This window comes from Stenotrophomonas maltophilia group sp. Smal32 (genome assembly GCF_030237085.1).
GTDB classification, from domain to species: domain Bacteria; phylum Pseudomonadota; class Gammaproteobacteria; order Xanthomonadales; family Xanthomonadaceae; genus Stenotrophomonas; species Stenotrophomonas maltophilia_Q.
The window spans coordinates 48,521-63,846 of the sequence record NZ_JASJSI010000006.1 but is presented as its reverse complement, the minus strand read 5'-3'; the positions used below and the strand labels follow the sequence as shown (position 1 = coordinate 63,846).

Sequence of the window (15,326 nt, the reverse complement as noted above, 5' to 3'; positions counted from 1 at the left end):
ATGCCACGCCGGCCATCCCTCTGCCGCGTGCTTCGGGCCACAATGGCGCCATGAGCATGCAACGCATTTCCGACAAGGTGGCCGCACAGCTGCGCGGCCTGGTGCAGGAACAACGGCTGCAGCCCGGTGACCGGCTGCCGGCCGAGCGCACCCTGGCGGTGCAGCTGGGGGTCTCGCGCACGGCGCTGCGCGAAGCGATCGCGCAGCTGGCCAGCCAAGGCCTGCTGACCGCACGCGTCGGTGGCGGCACCTACGTAGCCGAACCTGCGGCGCGCGCGAGGCAAGCGCTGGATGAACCGCTGGCGCCGTACCTGCCGCTGTTCCAGGGCGACCCGGAATACCGCTTCGACGTGCTTGAGATCCGCCACGCACTGGAAGGCGCCACCGCCTGGCATGCTGCATTGCGCGCCACCGACGAGGACCGCGCGCGCATCGCGCAGGCGTTCCAGACCATGATGGATGCGCACGGCAAGGACGACCCCACCGGCGAGGCCGAGGCCGACGCGGCCTTCCACCTGTCCATCGCCGAGGCCTCGCACAACCTGGTGCTGCTGCAGGTGATGCGAGGCTTGTTCGAGCTGCTGCAGACCAACATCTCGCAGAGCCGCGAGAAGCTCTACACCTCGGCGAGGACCTTCTCGCCGCTGTCCGACCAGCACCGCGAGATGATGGATGCGGTGCTGGCCGGCGACCCGGAACGCGCGCGCGCCGCCGCGCATGCCCACCTCGAGTTCGTGCACACCACGCTGCGCACCCTCGATGACAACGAAGCCCGGCGTGCGCGGGCCTCGCGTCTACCTTCCCCACACGGTTGACCCCATGATCATCTCCGCCTCCACCGATTACCGTGCCGCAGCGCAACGCCGGCTGCCGCCGTTCCTGTTCCACTACATCGATGGCGGCGCGTATGCCGAGCACACGCTGAAGCGCAACGTTTCCGACCTGTCCGACATCGCGCTGCGCCAGCGCATCCTGCGCAACATGTCCGACCTGAGCCTGGAAACCGAGCTGTTCGGCGAAAAACTGGCGATGCCGGTGGCGCTGGCGCCGGTCGGCCTGACCGGCATGTACGCGCGGCGCGGTGAAGTGCAGGCGGCGCGCGCGGCCGACAGCCGGGGCATCCCGTTCACCCTGTCCACGGTGTCGGTCTGCCCGATCGAGGAAGTGGCCCCCGCCATCCAGCGGCCGATGTGGTTCCAACTGTATGTGTTGCGCGACCGAGGCTTCATGCGCAATGCGCTGGAGCGGGCGCAGGCCGCCGGCGTGACCACCCTGGTGTTCACCGTGGACATGCCGGTGCCGGGCGCGCGCTATCGTGACGCGCACTCCGGCATGAGTGGCCCGAACGCCTCGCTGCGCCGCATCGGCCAGGCCATCACCCACCCGCACTGGGCGTGGGACGTGGGCCTGTTCGGGCGCCCGCATGATCTGGGCAACATTTCCACCTACCGTGGCAACCCGACCGGGCTGGAGGACTACATCGGCTGGCTGGGCAGCAACTTCGATCCGTCCATTTCATGGAAGGACCTGGAATGGATCCGCGAGTTCTGGAAGGGCCCGATGGTGATCAAGGGCATCCTCGACCCGGACGACGCACGCGATGCGGTCAAGTTCGGTGCCGATGGCATCGTGGTCTCCAACCATGGTGGCCGTCAGCTCGACGGCGTGCTGTCCACCGCACGCGCACTGCCGGCCATTGCCGACGCGGTGCAGGGCGATCTGAAGATCCTCGCCGATTCGGGCATCCGTACCGGGTTGGACGTGGTGCGCATGCTGGCGCTGGGTGCCGACACCGTGCTGCTGGGCCGCGCGTTCGTCTATGCGCTTGCGGCACAGGGCGAGGCCGGCGTGGCCAACCTGCTGGACCTGATTGCCAAGGAAATGCGGGTGGCGATGACGCTGACCGGCGCGCGCCGCATCGCCGATATCGGCCGCGATTCACTGGTCAGCCTGCCGTGAGTGGCCACGACGCGGTGCTCGCGCAGTTGCGCGACGCGGTCGGCAGCCGCCATGTACTGACCGACGACAAGGCCACGCGCCGCTTCCGTCGCGGCTACCGCTTCGGCGATGGCCCGGTGCTGGCGGTGGTGCGCCCGGGCACGCTGCTGGAGCTGTGGCGCGTGCTGCAGGCGGCGGTGCAGGGTGGGGCGGCGATCATCCTGCAGGCGGCCAACACCGGCCTGACCGGCGGTTCGACCCCGGATGGCAACGACTACGGTCGCCCGATCGTGCTGGTCAGCACGCTGCGCCTGACCGGCATCCAGCTGTTGAACGAAGGGCGCCAGGTGCTGTGCCTGCCCGGCGCGACGCTGGACCGGCTGGAGCAGACACTGGCACCGCTCGGCCGTGAGCCGCATTCGGTGATCGGCTCGTCCTGCATCGGTGCGTCGGTACTCGGCGGCATCTGCAACAACTCCGGCGGCGCGCTGGTGCGCCGTGGCCCGGCCTATACCGAGCTGGCACTGTACGCGCAGGTCGACGCGCAGGGCCGGTTGCAGCTGGTCAATCATCTGGACATCGCGCTGGGTGATACGCCCGAGCAGATCCTGCAGCGCCTGCAGGCCGGCGACTACACGGCGACGGACGTGGGTGACGGCGACGGCCGTGCGGCCTCCGATCCGCGCTACGCGGAGGAGGTGCGCAGGGTCGACGCCGAGACCCCGGCGCGCTTCAATGCTGACCCCAGCCGTCATTACGAAGCGGCCGGTTCGGCCGGCAAACTGGCGGTGTTCGCGGTGCGCCTGGACACCTTCGAGAAGGAAGCTGCCGAGGTCTTCTACATCGGCAGCAACCGCACTGACAGCCTCACCGCGATCCGTCGCCAGCTGCTGACCGGCTTCGAGCGCCTGCCGATTGCCGGTGAGTACATCCACCGCGATGCCTATGACATCGGTGAACGCTACGGCAAGGACAGCTTCCTGCTGATCGACCGCCTCGGCACCGCGCGCGTGCCGGCCGCGTTCGCCCTGAAGAGCCGCGTCGATGGCTGGTTCGAGCGGTTGGGCCTGCGCGGCGTGACCGATCGGGTGATGCAGGTGCTGACGGGCCTGCTGCCTTCGCACCTGCCCAGGCGCATGGGTGAGTTCCGCCAGCGCTATGAGCATCACCTGCTGTTGAAGGTGTCCGCGCAGGACGCAGCGCAGACCGAAGCCTGGCTGCGCGATTTCTTCGCTGGCCACGAAGGCGGCTATTTCCACTGCACGGCGGAGGAGGGACGCAAGGCGTTCCTGCATCGCTTTGCCGTGGCCGGTGCCGCAGTGCGCTACCGTGAAGTGCATCGTGACCAGGTGCAGGACATCGTCGCGCTGGACATCGCGCTGCGACGTGACGACGCCGACTGGTTCGAACAGCTGCCGCCGGAGATCGACGGCCGCCTGCTGCACAAGCTGTACTACGGCCACTTCCTGTGCCACGTGTTCCACCAGGACTACATCGCCCGCAAGGGGGAAGACCCGATGGCGATCGAGCACGCAATGTGGGCATTGCTGGACCAGCGTGGTGCCGAGTACCCGGCCGAGCACAATGTCGGTCACCTGTACCCGGCCAAGCCGGCGCTGGCGGGCTTCTACAGGCAGCTTGATCCGAGCAATACGTTCAACCCGGGCATCGGCCAGACCTCGAAGGCCAAGGGGTGGGGGGGCTGCGACTGCGGATGATGTAGAGCCGAGCCGGCGCTCGGCTGGTATTTGTGGTGAGAAGCAGTCGAGCAGGCTCGACGCCGCCTGGTCAACGGTTACCATCGGAAGCCCATACGCAGGAGCCGTCCATGCCCACCGCTGCCGCCCGCGCCACCCTGTGCACTGCATTGCTGGCAACCCCGCTGCTGGTGCTGGCCCAGGGCGCGATCCTGCCGCAGCAGCGCGATGCCGCCGGCAATGTGATGGAGCCGCTGGGGCAGGTGCTGATCGCGAATGAGACCGGACCGTCGGGGCTTTATGACTGCACGCGGGACGGCAACTGGTGCGTGCGCGTGCAGCCCGCAGCCGAGGAGGGTGATCGGCCCACCCTGCTTGAAGTGCTTGAAAAGGTGCAGGGCCAAGGCAAGCCCCACAGCTATCACGTCAGCATTGACGTGCCGCAGGAAAGCGAGCTGAAGCTCTGGCCCTGGATCGTGCGCCTGGCCCCGGGCGTCGGCAGCGATGAGCCGGTGACCGATCCGCAGCAGCGCGCCCGCCAGAACGTGCTGGTGGGCGGCATCGTCACGTTCAGCACCATGTATTCCGGTGGAGGTGCCGACGCGTCCACGCTGCAGCTGGCACGCGTGCGCCATCTGCAGGACGATATCCAGGTGGACGATGATGTGCTGACCCTGCCATGGCTGGGCAACGCGATGATCCGTGCCTGCTTCAGCGAACAGGACAGCAAGCAGCGCGCAGGTGCCTGCCACGACGAGTACGGCTTTTCGGCAAAGCTGGCGCTGGACGTTGCAGGGCAGGGGATGCCGGTGCTGCGCTACCAGACGGTGGCGACCCGGTTTCCGGCCGGTGTTTCGCGCTTCGAGGATTCGCTGGCCAAGGGGCCGCTGAAGAAGAAGGACCTGCGCACCGAGCAGGATCCGGCGTGCACCTATACGCGGCTGTTCCGTTTCCGCGAGGGCATGTTCCACCCGGACCAGGCACTTCCGGACTGCGCCGGTTATACCGAGCCCTGAGCCCTCAACCCTGGATTGTAGAGTCGAGTCATGCTCGACTCGCGTTTTCTGTAGAGCCGAGCCTACGCTCGGCTGTCACGGAAGCGCAGCCGAGCGTGGGCTCGGCTCTACAAAAACCGAGGCGGCGCTTATTCGCAGCGGGTAGCGGTGATGACGTTGTCCTTGTCCACGAACACGCGCAGGCGGTCCTGGCGGATGTCCTTGGTGGTGATGGTGCTGGGGCCGATCGGGTTGACCAGGCCGGCACCGCTTTCGGCGGACAGGCGGCGGATGTTGGGTTCGTTGGCCGGCTGGCCGATCGCCCAGCCCAACTGGCTGGCATCGCACTGGCCGCTGCCCTTGACCTGCGGGCCGGGCGTGCTGACGCAGGCCGAAAGCAGCAGGGCCGAGGCGGGCAGCAACAGGAACAGACGGAAGGTGGACATGCGAGCGCTCCTGCGCAGGGGAGATGGCGGGAACGATAGCACCCAGCGTGCGAAAGGCGTCAGCATCACGGTCATTGCCGGCAGAGCGTGGCCATTGCATAGTGGGAGGGATGACTGGCAGCACGCCAGCGGGCGAGCCGGGCCATTCCGGTGCAGGTGCTGGACACGGTATGACGGCAGGCAGTTTCCGCGACAAGGGCAGGACGATGATGGCACTGGCGCTGTCCATGCTGGGCATGGCGTTTGCCGTCGCCGCTGCCGAACCGGAACCTGCGTCGGCCGAACCCCCGGTGTTCGGTGCCTGGCGCAACCTGCAGACCGAGGCCGGCTTCGTACCGGCCCAGCGCAACCTGGCCTTCGGCATGCTGCCGCAGGCGGCGAGCCGGGGTGATCGCTTTGCCATTCTCGATCGTGAAGGCAAGCGCACGGTGTGCTGCCTGCAGGTGGCCAGTCCCTCGCTGGGCGTGGCGGCGCTGCATGAGCAGTACCACCTGCCGCAGGCCTGGGTGACCGACCTGAGCAATGGCCGCAGCCCTGCACGCCCCTATGTTCCGCACGTCTACGCGATGCAGCGGGTGGACGAGCTGGCCGACTACAGCTTCGCCGATGTACCGGGCGCCTACAGCGACCTGGGTGGGCTGCTGATACCCGAGGGAGCAGCACTGGACGCCGATGGCAGCGCGGTGCGCCTGGGCGACAGCCGCTATCCGCTGCATTTCCAGCGCCAACCGCACGCCGACGACGATGGTGCGCTGGACCGCTACACCCTGCAGGCAGGCGAGGGCGCCGCCCCGATCGTGGTTGAAGTGCCGTTCGGCACTTACTGATTGCAGCACTCCACTGGCTAGAATGCGGCGCGGCGCCGTCTGCCGTGCCTGTTCCGTGAGCCGTTGCCGTGTCCCTGCGCCCCTTCCTGCTGCCGTCCCTGCTGCTGTTGTCCGCCTGTGCCAGTGCCCCCCCACCGCCACCGGCCCATTCCGATGCGCTGTGGCGATTGATTGAACGTGATTGCCGTGGCGCCGAAGGCCCGCGGGGTGACTGTCTGCAGGTGGACGCTGCGGCGGATCGCCGCGATGTGCTGGTCAAGGACGCGCACGGTGACTACCAGTTCCTGCTGATGCCGCTGGACAAGGTCAGCGGCATCGAGAACCTCGCCCTGTACCAGCGCGGAGCGCCGAATTACTTTGCCGCAGCCTGGCAGGCCCGCAGCCATACCGAGCGGGCTCTGGGCCAACCACTGCCACGCAGCGTTGCCAGCTTGGCACTGAATTCCCCCCACGGCCGCTCGCAGCACCAGCTGCACATCCACGTCGACTGCCTGCGCGCCGATGTGCTGCAGGCCCTGGATGCACATGCCGGTGCCCTGGGCGCCCGGTGGGCGCCACTGCCGGTGCTGCTGCGCGGCCATCAGTACCAGGCCCGGCTGCTGCCGGGCACGGAGTTGACCGCCAATCCGCTCAACCTGCTCGCCTACGACCTGAGCGGCGTGGATGACGTCGGCCAATGGAGCCTGGTGGTGGCTGGCCGGGACAACGTGCAGGCTGGACCGGGCTTCATCCTGCTCGCCACCCGCGTCGACGCGGGTAGCGGCAACGAGGCCAGTGGCGAAGAGCTGCAGGATCACGCCTGTACAGTCCTGACCGGTGCTGGCGACGCGCTGGAGCGGGTGCGCTAACCCGCTGCAAGCTGGTGGCTGCGCCAGATCGGCGCAGTCAGCGCCAATAGCTGGCGGTCCTGCCAGCCCTCCGGACCCAGGTGCTGGTCGCGCAGCACGCCTTCCTGTTCAAAGCCACGGGCGCGAAGCGCGTGGGCAAACGGGGCGCCGCAGTCGGGCGGCAACATCACGAACAGGCGGTGCAGGCCGACATCCTCGAACAGGAACGGGCACAGGGCCCGCAGGGTCGCATCGGTGTGGGGATGCCAATGCTGCAGTGACAGCAGCTCGGCGCAGCGTGAATGCAGTGAATGCAGGCGGACGTGCAACTGGTCCAGCACGGTGCCGTGTTCGTCGTCGAAGACGCCCAGCATCAGCTGGTCGTTGTCCTGCTCAAGGCGGGAGCGGTGCATGTGCGCCAGGAAGCGGGCTTCTTCGTCGATGCCGGGTTGAAGATGCCGGCCGCGGCGGCGGCGGTCGTCGAACAGGCGCCAGCTCGGCAGGTCGGTGCGCTGGAACGGGCGAAGGGTGACCGGAGCCACCTGCAGCTGCAGCAGATGGCGGCGCGACACAGGGCGCAGGGCGGGGAGCACGGATGTGGGATACGGGGTCATCATCCCCGGAACGATGGCAATGCCTGGTTTGCGAGACCATTCAAAAGATTGCAAAAACGCGACGATCAGCGGGCGGAGCCTGATTCGGTTCAGGCATAAGTCCATCAGGGCTGGTCATTTCCGTTGAAACCACCCATTCAGGACACTTTCGTTACGGGATCGTTATGTGCCGCACAGGCCTCCGACCCCGTACCACCCGCCCAACTCCCTCAGGAAGCCCATGTCTGCCTCTCACAAGGCGCTGCGCCCGCGTCCGCTGGTGCTCGCGCTGTCGTCCCTGATGCTGCTCTCGTTGCCGGCCTTCGCGCAGGAAAGCGCACCCACGTCGTTGCAGGAAGTGAAGGTCACCGGCTCGCGCATTCCGCGCGCCAGCGTCGAGGGGCCATCCCCGGTGACGGTGATCAGCCGCGAGCAGATCGACGCGCAGGGCTACCGCAATGCGTTCGACGCGCTGAGCGCCCTGACCGAAAACACCGGCAACGTGCAGGGCGAGGACTTCGGCAACACCTTCACTCCGGCGGCCAACACCATCAATCTGCGGGGGCTGGGTCCGAACCGCACGCTGGTGCTGGTCAACGGCCGCCGCCAGGCCGACTACCCGCTGGCCTACGAGGGCTCGGTGAACGTGGTCAACCTGGCCAACATTCCCAGCGCCCTGATCGAGCGCATTGAGGTGCTCGCCGCGGGTGCGTCGGCGGTGTATGGCTCCGATGCCATCGCCGGCGTGGTCAACATCATCCTCAAGGACCGCTTTGAAGGCGTGGACGTGAACGTGCGCGCCGGCGGCACCCAGCAGGGCGGGGGTGACAACCAGCGCGCGCAGGTGGTCGGTGGCAGTTCCGGCGAGCGTTGGGATGCGCTGTTCGGCTTCGAGTTCGACGTGCGCAAGGCGATCCACGCGCGCCAGCGCGACTTCATGGATTCACTGGACGATGATCCGGCCGGCAAAGCGCCGCAGGCGACCGCGATCGCCTATCGCCGCAATGCTGCCACCGGCCGCAACATCGATCCTGGCGTGAGTGGCTGCGACGCGGCGTCGGACATCTATGGCGGCAGCGTGTTCCGCGCCTTCAACCCGCGTCAGGGCTGGTACTGCGGCAGCAACGAGGCCACCGCCAGCTACTGGACGGTGCAGACCGAGAAGCGCAACCTCAACGGCTACGGCCTGCTGACCTTCCACGTCAACGAGACCACCGACCTGTTCGCCGATCTGGCCGTGGGCAGCGCACGCATCACCAACAACACCCGTGCGCCCACCTGGACCTCGGCCCGCAACTACTTCTACAACCAGACCACCGGCAACCTGGAAAGCTGGTACCGCCGCTTTGCACCCGAGGAAATCGGTGGCCTGCCGCGCAATGCCAACCGTTTCCTGGAAAATTCCTGGTCGTTCAACGTCGGCGCGCGCGGCCAGATCGGTGACAGTGGCTGGGATTATGAAGCGGTCTACAGCCGCTCACGCTACGAAAACCGCACCCGTCGCCCGGTGCTGCTGGCCGGCATCAATGAATACCTGCTGGGCCCGAAGCAGGGCGTGCGCAATGGCGTGGAGGTCTATGCGCCGGACCCGGCGCGCCTGTTCCAGCCGCTGAGCCCGAACGAGTACCAGGACCTGTCCGGCTACCAGGAGAGCCGCAACGCGGCGTGGCTGCAGACCTTCAGCGCCAGCGTCAACGGCCGGTTGTTCGCACTGCCCGGTGGCGACGCCGCGCTGGCTGCGGTGGTCGAGGCCGGCAGCCAGGGTTACCGCAACCGCCCCGACCCGCGCCTGGGCACCGGCGAGTTCTGGAACACCAGCGCCGGTATCGGTGCCGGGGGCGAGCGCGACCGCTATGCCGCCGGCGTGGAGCTGCAGCTGCCGTTGCTGCAGTCGCTGACCACCACCCTGGCCGGTCGCTATGACCAGTACCGTGCCGGCGGCGAGCACATCGGCAAGGCAACCTGGAGCTTCGGCGTCGAGTTCCGCCCGATCGAGAGCCTGTTGATCCGTGGTACGGCGGCGACCAGTTTCCGGGCGCCGGACATGAACTACGTATTCGCCACCGAAACCCGCGGCTACAACCCGGGCATGACCGATTACTGGCGCTGCCGCACCGCAGGCCAGTCGTACGACAACTGCGACTACAACGGCCTGTCGATCGACTACAGCAACCGTGCCAACCCGCAGCTGCAGCCGGAATCGGCCAAGTCCTATGGTTTCGGCGTGGTCTGGTCGCCGCTGGCTGGCCTGGATTTCAGTGCCGACTACTACGACATCCGCATCGACAACGAGGTGACCAGCCTCGATACCAGCCGCATCCTGCGTGACGAGGCCGATTGCCGGTTGGGAAAAACGCTGGGTGGCGAGGCGCGTGACATCGGCTCACCGCTGTGCCAGGACGCGCTGTCGCGGGTGATCCGTAATCCGTCCAATGCCACGGTGCAGCCGGACCAGGTGACCCGCGTGCTGATCAACCCGATCAACGCCGCCTCCGAGTCGGTGCGCGGTCTGGACCTGAAGGGCAACTGGCGTTTCGATGCCGGTCGCTATGGCCACTTCACCACGCGCCTGGCCTACACGCTGGTGCTGGAGCACACGTACCGGCAGTTCTCCGACGACCCCGAGCGCGACATCCGCAATTCGCTGGATGACTACCAGTGGCGCAGCAAGGCCAACGGCAGCATCACCTGGAACCAGGGCGACTGGACCACCACCCTGTACGGCAATCGTTTCGGCTCACTGCCGAAGACCGATGGCAGTGGCCGCATCGCGCCGTACATGACCTACAACGCCAGTGTCTTCCGCCAGTTCGGCGAGAATCTGTCGGTGGGCGTGATCGTCAACAACCTGCGTGACAGCCGCCCGCCGGCGGACAAGAATGGAGGCGGGTGGCCGTTCTATCCGGTCGGCAATTACGACCCGTACGGCCGCCAGTACTGGGTGCAGCTGGATTACCGGTTCCGTTGAACCGGCAGGCGAATGAAAGGCCCGGCAATGCCGGGCTTTTCTTTGTGCACCGCACCGGTGCTGCCGCTGCGCGCATGGCATGCTGTGGCGCTACCCGGAGGAGGATGCGCATGGATGTCAGGGTGTGGAGCGTGATTGCCGTGCTGGCCATTGCCGGTTGCAGCAGCAAGCAGGCGGCCAGCGTGGATGATGCTGCGACCTAAGGTGCACTGTCAGCGGAAAAGAGCGACGTGATCCTGGGCTCGGACAACGCCTTCGCGCAGGCGATCAGCCAGCTCGAACGGGATGCGGCGGGCCAACCGGAAGTGCAGGACCTGACCAGGCTCTACAGGACGGCCGCGACCCGGCTCATCGGCAGCGACGGCACGCTGGTGTCTTTTGCCTGTGGCTACAGCCTGTGTGTCGGCGAGATCCGAAGCCGTACCGATGACGATTTCAATGCCTGGTCCGAGGCGATCGGCATGGACAAGGCAGCCCCGGTCTACAGCCTGGCGACGGCACCGATGACATGGGGCAGGGACCAGCGTGGTGGGCGCTTCGTATTCTCGGTGGATCCGTCAGCCAACGCGATCTCGAGCCGGTGATCCGGTCGCGCCCCGCCGCGTGCCAGCGTCAGCGTCAGGGCAGCGCCTGCTGCAGGTACGATTCGATGACGTAGCTGAAGGGCTGCTGCTGGCGGTCGCGCAGCAGGGCGCGCACCTCCAGGATCACGCCGTGGTCGCCTTCGCCGCGTGGCGGCCAGAAGGTCTGGTCGGCCAGGGTCTGGCGCTGGAAGCCGAGCGGGCCGACCACACGGCCGAAGGGTTCGTCGGTGCTGTCCAGCACCTGGTTCATGGCAGGGCTGAGATGCTCCGGCAGGTACCAGTTGTCGGCCTCGGAGAGGACGCGGCTGCCACAGACCAGCTGTACGCGGCGGTAGCGCAGCTCGGCGCCGGGTGCCGCACCCAGTGCCTGCAGTACGTCGGCCGGGGCCGGCTTGTCCTGGCCGTGCACACGCACCGCGCGTACACGGGCCTGTTCGGCCAGGCCGTGTTCGGCACACCAGTGTTCCAAAGTGGCGGTGGCGCTCTGCCCGGACAGCACGCGCTGGTGTAGGCGCTCGACCAGCGCTGCCGGGGCGATGCGCTGCTGGCCGGGCGGTGACTGCAGCGGCGCGGCAGCCGCGGCATCGGTGGCGGACAGGCTGGCGATCGGGGCGGCGGCAAGCAGGGACGCGGCCTGCCAGCGGCGGAGACGATCGTGGCGGTCGGACGGGCCCATGCGGCATCACAGCGGAAACAGGCGCCCATGGTACCCGTTCAGGCGTGTGCACGGCGTGGCTGCGACCGGTTGTCGCAGGGCAATCATCGTTCTGGTGAATGTGTGCCATCCAGATATTTCGTTGGCCGATGGCTGTGCCGAGGCGCACGATGGCGCCATTCTTGGCTTTCCGGGAGTTCCCGATGACCCTCCAGTTCGTCCATGGCGGTGTGGACCGCAACGGTATGCCACTGCATTTCCATATCCGTGATGGCCGCATCAGCGGCCTCAATGCAGATGACAGGCCTGCTGATGGGGCGGATTGCATCGACCTGGAGGGTCTCGCGGTCCTGCCCGGCCTGGTGGACGGCCATATCCACCTGGACAAGAGCTTCGTCGGTGACCAGTGGCACCCACACCAGCCTGTGAACAGCCTGCGTGAACGGTTGGCGGTGGAAAAGGCGGCGGTGGCCGGCGCAGCACCGATGGTGGATCGCGCCGAGGCCTTGATCCGCCAGTGCAGCGGCTTCGGCACGGTGGCGATGCGCTGCCATGTCGATATCGATGGCGGCACCGGACTGCGCCACCTTGAAGCGGTGCGCGAGGCAGCACTGCGCTGCGCCGACATCATGCGCATCCAGCTGGTGGCGTTCCCGCAGGCAGGCGTGATGTCCTGTGCGGGCACCGCCGCTGTGCTGGAGCAGGCGATTGCGGCGGGCGTGGAAGTGCTGGGCGGAATTGATCCGACCACCCTCGATGGCGATGCCGAAGGCCAGTTGGCAGTGCTGTTCGGCCTGGCCGAGCGCTATGGTGTGCAATTGGACATCCATCTGCATGAGCCGGGCGAGACCGGTCTGGCCCAGTTGCTGCGCATTGCCGCGCGCACCCGGGCTGCCGGTCTACGGGGGCGCGTTGCTGTCAGCCATGCCTATTCGTTGGGCGAGGTGCCTCTGGCGCGCGCGCTGCAGGTGGGCGAAGCGCTGGCCACGGCCGGCGTGGCAATCATGAGCAATGCACCCGGCGATCATCCATTCCCACCGCTGCGCGCGCTGCATGATGCTGGTGTGCGCGTGTTCGCCGGCAACGACAACATCCGCGACTGCTGGTGGCCCTATGGCAATGGCGACCTGCTGCAGCGGGCGATGCTGCTCGGCTATCGCTCGGGCTTCTACACCGATGACGACCTGATGCTGGCGCTGGACATGGTCACCACCCATGCCGCGCAGGTGATCGGTCTGCCGCGCTACGGTATTGCCGAAGGCCTGCCGGCCACGTTCGTGGCGGTGCGCGCCGACCACGGCCCGGCCGCGGTGGCTGCGGTGCCGGTGGAGCGCCGCGTGGTGGTTGATGGTCGCTGGCTGTAGATCCACGCCGCGCCAACCCCCTTGTAGCGCCGAGCCATGCCCGGCGGCATTCAGGCGTAATCGTCGGCGCGGGTAGCGACGAATTCTTCCAGCCATGCCAGCAGATGTGCGATGTCGATGACCTCGCCCTGTTCGACGCGCTTGAGCAGCAGCGTGCTGGCGCCGATCTGCAGGCTGCTGTCGGCATAGCGCAGCACTGCATCGATGCCCCAGGCATCGGTGACCTGCATCCAGGCCAGGCCAGGCACGCGTTGCGCCAGAGTGTCACCGAACGCGACGCCCAGGGCTTCCCAGCCATCGCAGTCGTCACGATCGATCAGCTCGGCATCGACCACGCGCTGCAGGGTTGTGGCCGCCAGCGGCCACTGCACCGGCAACGTCGGGAAGCCCACAGCCACGCGCGCGGCGATCAGCGAGCGCTGGTGCTGCAGATGCGTCTGCAGGGCCGCGGGTAGGGGATCGAAGCGGGTCGAGGGTTGGTCGGACATGGCGAGGCGCCGTGGAGCACGGAAACAACGGGCACTGTACGAGGCGATGATGCCTGCCGTGCGGCAGGATTGATCAGATATCGATGATCAATGCGCGAGATCCACGCACATGGGGTCAGATCCGTTTTCCGCAGGAAAACGGATCTGACCCCACGCCAGGCAATGCGGCTGTCGAGGTTGCCGGCCAGCGGCCGGCAACACCTCAGGTGCGGTGGTCAATCCGGTTCGTGCTGTACCTGCCGCCACAGCTCGCTGGCCAGTGCCCGCACCGCATCATCGGCATCGGCACGATGCAGCAGGCCGATCTCGTAGTTGTCGATCACCGGCAGGTCGCGCTCGCCATCGATGATGCGGTGCTCGCGGGTGACTGCGCGACGCGGCAGCAGGCTGATGCCGATGCCATCGGCCACCGCGCCCTGGATGCCACTCAGCGACGAACTGGTGAAGGCAATGCGCCAACGCAGGCCCAAGGCCTCCACGGCGTGGATCATCTCGTCGCGGTACAGCCCTCGCGGCGGGAAGGTGACCAGCGGCAGCGGCTCCTGCTGCAGGCAGCTGCTGCGCAGGCTGTCGATCCAGTGCATCGGCTCGCGCCGGCAATGCACCGCCTGGCGGCTGTTGCGGCGCTGCTTGACCAGCACCAGGTCCAGCTCGCCGTGGTCGAAGCCGTGCGCCAGGTCACGGCTCAGCCCGCTGCTGATCTCCAGCTTCACCTGCGGGTGGCGGCGGCTGAAAGCGGCCAGCATGCGGGTGGTCTGCGGGTTGACGAAGTCCTCCGGCACGCCGATGCGCACGGCGGTTTCCACCGTTGCGCCGGCCAGGGCTTGGGCCATTTCGTCGTTCAGATCCAGCATGCGCCGCGCGTAGCCGAGCAGGGTGTGGCCGGCGTCAGTGGGGTGCACGTCGCGGTGGCCGCGCTCAAGCAGGCGATGCCCGGCCAGTTCCTCCAGCCGGCGTACCTTCTGGCTGACCGTGGACTGGGTCGAATGCAGGCGCGTGGCCGCCGTGGTGAAGCTGCCGCAGTCGGCGACCATCACCAGCGCCCGAAGCAGGTCCAGCTCGAACAGAGTTCTATTCGATTTGGAACTGTCTTGCATTTGAACATTTCACTTCTGGATACCGAGGCCGACTTCTACCATGCAGGACGGGGGCCGGCAATGCCCGGCTGTTGCTACCGTCACGCTGCGTTCCGTGGCGACGGACATGAGGAGACACTGCCATGCGCTTCCGTCGTTCCCTTCGCTGGCCCGCACCTATGGCGCGCATGCTGCTGCTATGCCTTCTGGCCATGGTCACCCCTGCCTGCACTGCGACCCCCAAGGCTGATGGGGGGATCCGACTGCGCGATGCCGCCAGCCGTGGCGACGCCGATGCCGTACGCGAGGCGATCGAGCAGGGGGCCGATCTGGAGGCGCGTGACGGCCAGGGCCGCTCCGCGTTGTTACTGGCGACCCATGGCAACCACGTGGATGCCGCGCGCGAGTTGATCGAGGCCGGTGCCGACGTCAACGCCAAGGATGCGCTGCAGGACAGCGCCTACCTGTACGCCGGCGCGCGTGGCCTTGACGAGATCCTGGCGATGACCCTGGCGCATGGTGCCGATCTTCGCAGCACCAACCGCTATGGCGGAACCGCGCTGATTCCCGCCGCCGAGCGCGGCCATGTCGCCACCGTGCGCACGCTGCTGCGGGCCGGCGTGGCGGTGGACCATGTCAACCGCCTGCACTGGACCGCGCTGCTGGAAGCGATCCTGCTCGGCGACGGCGGTGCGCGCCATGCACAGATCGTGCAGCTGCTGCTGGAGGCCGGTGCCGACCCGGAGCTGGCCGACGGTGATGGCGTTACACCGCTGGCCCATGCCCGTCAGCGCGGCTATACCGACATTGAAACGCTGCTGCGCCAGCACGGCGCAACGCGCTGATACAGAGCCCCTTCCACCCCGCA

Annotated in this window: 15 protein-coding genes; 10 read left to right on the top strand and 5 right to left on the bottom strand. The window is 67.3% G+C overall.

Annotated features, from left to right (window positions below; all coding sequences use genetic code 11):
• Nucleotides 1-50 precede the first annotated feature (50 nt).
• The 4 genes from lldR (at nt 51) to QRO91_RS02880 (ending at nt 4,651) form a co-directional block, all read left to right on the top strand.
• Nucleotides 51-815 (top strand): transcriptional regulator LldR, encoded by a 765-nt coding sequence (gene lldR / locus QRO91_RS02895; RefSeq protein ID WP_049429032.1) that lies wholly within the window; start codon nt 51-53, stop codon nt 813-815.
• A gap of 4 nt (nt 816-819) precedes the next feature.
• A complete protein-coding gene (gene lldD / locus QRO91_RS02890) occupies nt 820-1,959 on the top strand; it encodes an FMN-dependent L-lactate dehydrogenase LldD (RefSeq protein ID WP_010485059.1) in 1,140 nt (379 codons plus the stop codon).
• Nucleotides 1,956-3,656 (top strand): D-lactate dehydrogenase, encoded by a 1,701-nt coding sequence (gene dld, locus QRO91_RS02885; protein ID WP_049429031.1) that lies wholly within the window; start codon nt 1,956-1,958, stop codon nt 3,654-3,656. Before lldD ends, dld begins: the two co-directional genes overlap by 4 nt.
• Nucleotides 3,657-3,766: 110 nt before the next feature.
• The gene (locus QRO91_RS02880) at nt 3,767-4,651 is read left to right on the top strand and encodes a hypothetical protein (protein WP_100443821.1); all 885 of its coding nucleotides are present in this window, start codon (nt 3,767-3,769) and stop codon (nt 4,649-4,651) included.
• Between the two features lie 128 nt (nt 4,652-4,779).
• Here the strand turns inward: QRO91_RS02880 and QRO91_RS02875 are convergent, their stop codons facing one another.
• Nucleotides 4,780-5,076: a hypothetical protein gene (locus QRO91_RS02875; RefSeq protein WP_049429030.1), complete on the bottom strand. Its 297-nt coding sequence runs from the start codon at nt 5,074-5,076 to the stop codon at nt 4,780-4,782.
• Nucleotides 5,077-5,246: 170 nt separating this feature from the next.
• On the opposite strand from QRO91_RS02875, the gene QRO91_RS02870 reads away from it, so the two are divergent.
• Entirely contained in the window at nt 5,247-5,903 is a 657-nt protein-coding gene (locus QRO91_RS02870) for a hypothetical protein (protein WP_049429029.1), read from the top strand.
• Nucleotides 5,904-5,971: 68 nt separating this feature from the next.
• Nucleotides 5,972-6,751 carry a CDP-diacylglycerol diphosphatase gene (locus QRO91_RS02865; RefSeq protein ID WP_049429028.1) on the top strand — a complete coding sequence of 260 codons (780 nt, stop codon included), beginning with the start codon at nt 5,972-5,974 and terminating at the stop codon, nt 6,749-6,751.
• Here QRO91_RS02865 and QRO91_RS02860 read toward each other — a convergent pair.
• Nucleotides 6,748-7,347 carry a GNAT family N-acetyltransferase gene (locus QRO91_RS02860; protein WP_049429027.1) on the bottom strand — a complete coding sequence of 200 codons (600 nt, stop codon included), beginning with the start codon at nt 7,345-7,347 and terminating at the stop codon, nt 6,748-6,750. The genes QRO91_RS02865 and QRO91_RS02860 overlap by 4 nt on opposite strands.
• Nucleotides 7,348-7,564: 217 nt before the next feature.
• On the opposite strand from QRO91_RS02860, the gene QRO91_RS02855 reads away from it, so the two are divergent.
• Together QRO91_RS02855 and QRO91_RS02850 are read left to right on the top strand one after the other, a co-directional pair.
• Nucleotides 7,565-10,291, top strand: a complete 2,727-nt coding sequence (locus QRO91_RS02855; protein WP_049429026.1) for a TonB-dependent siderophore receptor — start codon at nt 7,565-7,567, stop codon at nt 10,289-10,291.
• Between the two features lie 230 nt (nt 10,292-10,521).
• Complete coding sequence (locus QRO91_RS02850) at nt 10,522-10,875, top strand: hypothetical protein (RefSeq protein ID WP_285310246.1); 354 nt, start codon at nt 10,522-10,524, stop codon at nt 10,873-10,875.
• Between the two features lie 34 nt (nt 10,876-10,909).
• On the opposite strand, the gene QRO91_RS02845 is transcribed toward QRO91_RS02850, so the two are convergent.
• Nucleotides 10,910-11,551 carry a hypothetical protein gene (locus QRO91_RS02845; RefSeq protein ID WP_049429025.1) on the bottom strand — a complete coding sequence of 214 codons (642 nt, stop codon included), beginning with the start codon at nt 11,549-11,551 and terminating at the stop codon, nt 10,910-10,912.
• Between the two features lie 182 nt (nt 11,552-11,733).
• On the opposite strand from QRO91_RS02845, the gene QRO91_RS02840 reads away from it, so the two are divergent.
• Nucleotides 11,734-12,894 (top strand): amidohydrolase family protein, encoded by a 1,161-nt coding sequence (locus QRO91_RS02840; RefSeq protein ID WP_197632220.1) that lies wholly within the window; start codon nt 11,734-11,736, stop codon nt 12,892-12,894.
• 50 nt (nt 12,895-12,944) lie between these two features.
• On the opposite strand, the gene QRO91_RS02835 is transcribed toward QRO91_RS02840, so the two are convergent.
• Nucleotides 12,945-13,382, bottom strand: coding sequence for a DUF3806 domain-containing protein (locus QRO91_RS02835; RefSeq protein ID WP_049429023.1), 438 nt, complete (start codon nt 13,380-13,382; stop codon nt 12,945-12,947).
• Between the two features lie 215 nt (nt 13,383-13,597).
• A complete protein-coding gene (locus tag QRO91_RS02830; protein WP_049429022.1) occupies nt 13,598-14,479 on the bottom strand; it encodes a LysR substrate-binding domain-containing protein in 882 nt (293 codons plus the stop codon).
• A gap of 122 nt (nt 14,480-14,601) precedes the next feature.
• Between QRO91_RS02830 and QRO91_RS02825 the strand changes: the two genes are divergently transcribed.
• Nucleotides 14,602-15,303 (top strand): ankyrin repeat domain-containing protein, encoded by a 702-nt coding sequence (locus QRO91_RS02825; RefSeq protein ID WP_049429021.1) that lies wholly within the window; start codon nt 14,602-14,604, stop codon nt 15,301-15,303.
• The last annotated feature ends 23 nt before the right edge of the window (nt 15,304-15,326 follow it).

Coding starts and splice junctions, on each gene's coding strand:
- QRO91_RS02845 (WP_049429025.1), bottom strand. CDS start 11,551: ATGGGCCCGTCCGACCGCCACGATCGTCTCCGCCGCTGGCAGGCCGCG.
- QRO91_RS02855 (WP_049429026.1), top strand. CDS start 7,565: ATGTCTGCCTCTCACAAGGCGCTGCGCCCGCGTCCGCTGGTGCTCGCG.
- QRO91_RS02840 (WP_197632220.1), top strand. CDS start 11,734: ATGACCCTCCAGTTCGTCCATGGCGGTGTGGACCGCAACGGTATGCCA.
- QRO91_RS02830 (WP_049429022.1), bottom strand. CDS start 14,479: ATGCAAGACAGTTCCAAATCGAATAGAACTCTGTTCGAGCTGGACCTG.
- lldD (WP_010485059.1), top strand. CDS start 820: ATGATCATCTCCGCCTCCACCGATTACCGTGCCGCAGCGCAACGCCGG.
- QRO91_RS02835 (WP_049429023.1), bottom strand. CDS start 13,382: ATGTCCGACCAACCCTCGACCCGCTTCGATCCCCTACCCGCGGCCCTG.
- QRO91_RS02825 (WP_049429021.1), top strand. CDS start 14,602: ATGCGCTTCCGTCGTTCCCTTCGCTGGCCCGCACCTATGGCGCGCATG.
- QRO91_RS02875 (WP_049429030.1), bottom strand. CDS start 5,076: ATGTCCACCTTCCGTCTGTTCCTGTTGCTGCCCGCCTCGGCCCTGCTG.
- QRO91_RS02860 (WP_049429027.1), bottom strand. CDS start 7,347: ATGATGACCCCGTATCCCACATCCGTGCTCCCCGCCCTGCGCCCTGTG.
- QRO91_RS02870 (WP_049429029.1), top strand. CDS start 5,247: ATGACGGCAGGCAGTTTCCGCGACAAGGGCAGGACGATGATGGCACTG.
- lldR (WP_049429032.1), top strand. CDS start 51: ATGAGCATGCAACGCATTTCCGACAAGGTGGCCGCACAGCTGCGCGGC.
- QRO91_RS02880 (WP_100443821.1), top strand. CDS start 3,767: ATGCCCACCGCTGCCGCCCGCGCCACCCTGTGCACTGCATTGCTGGCA.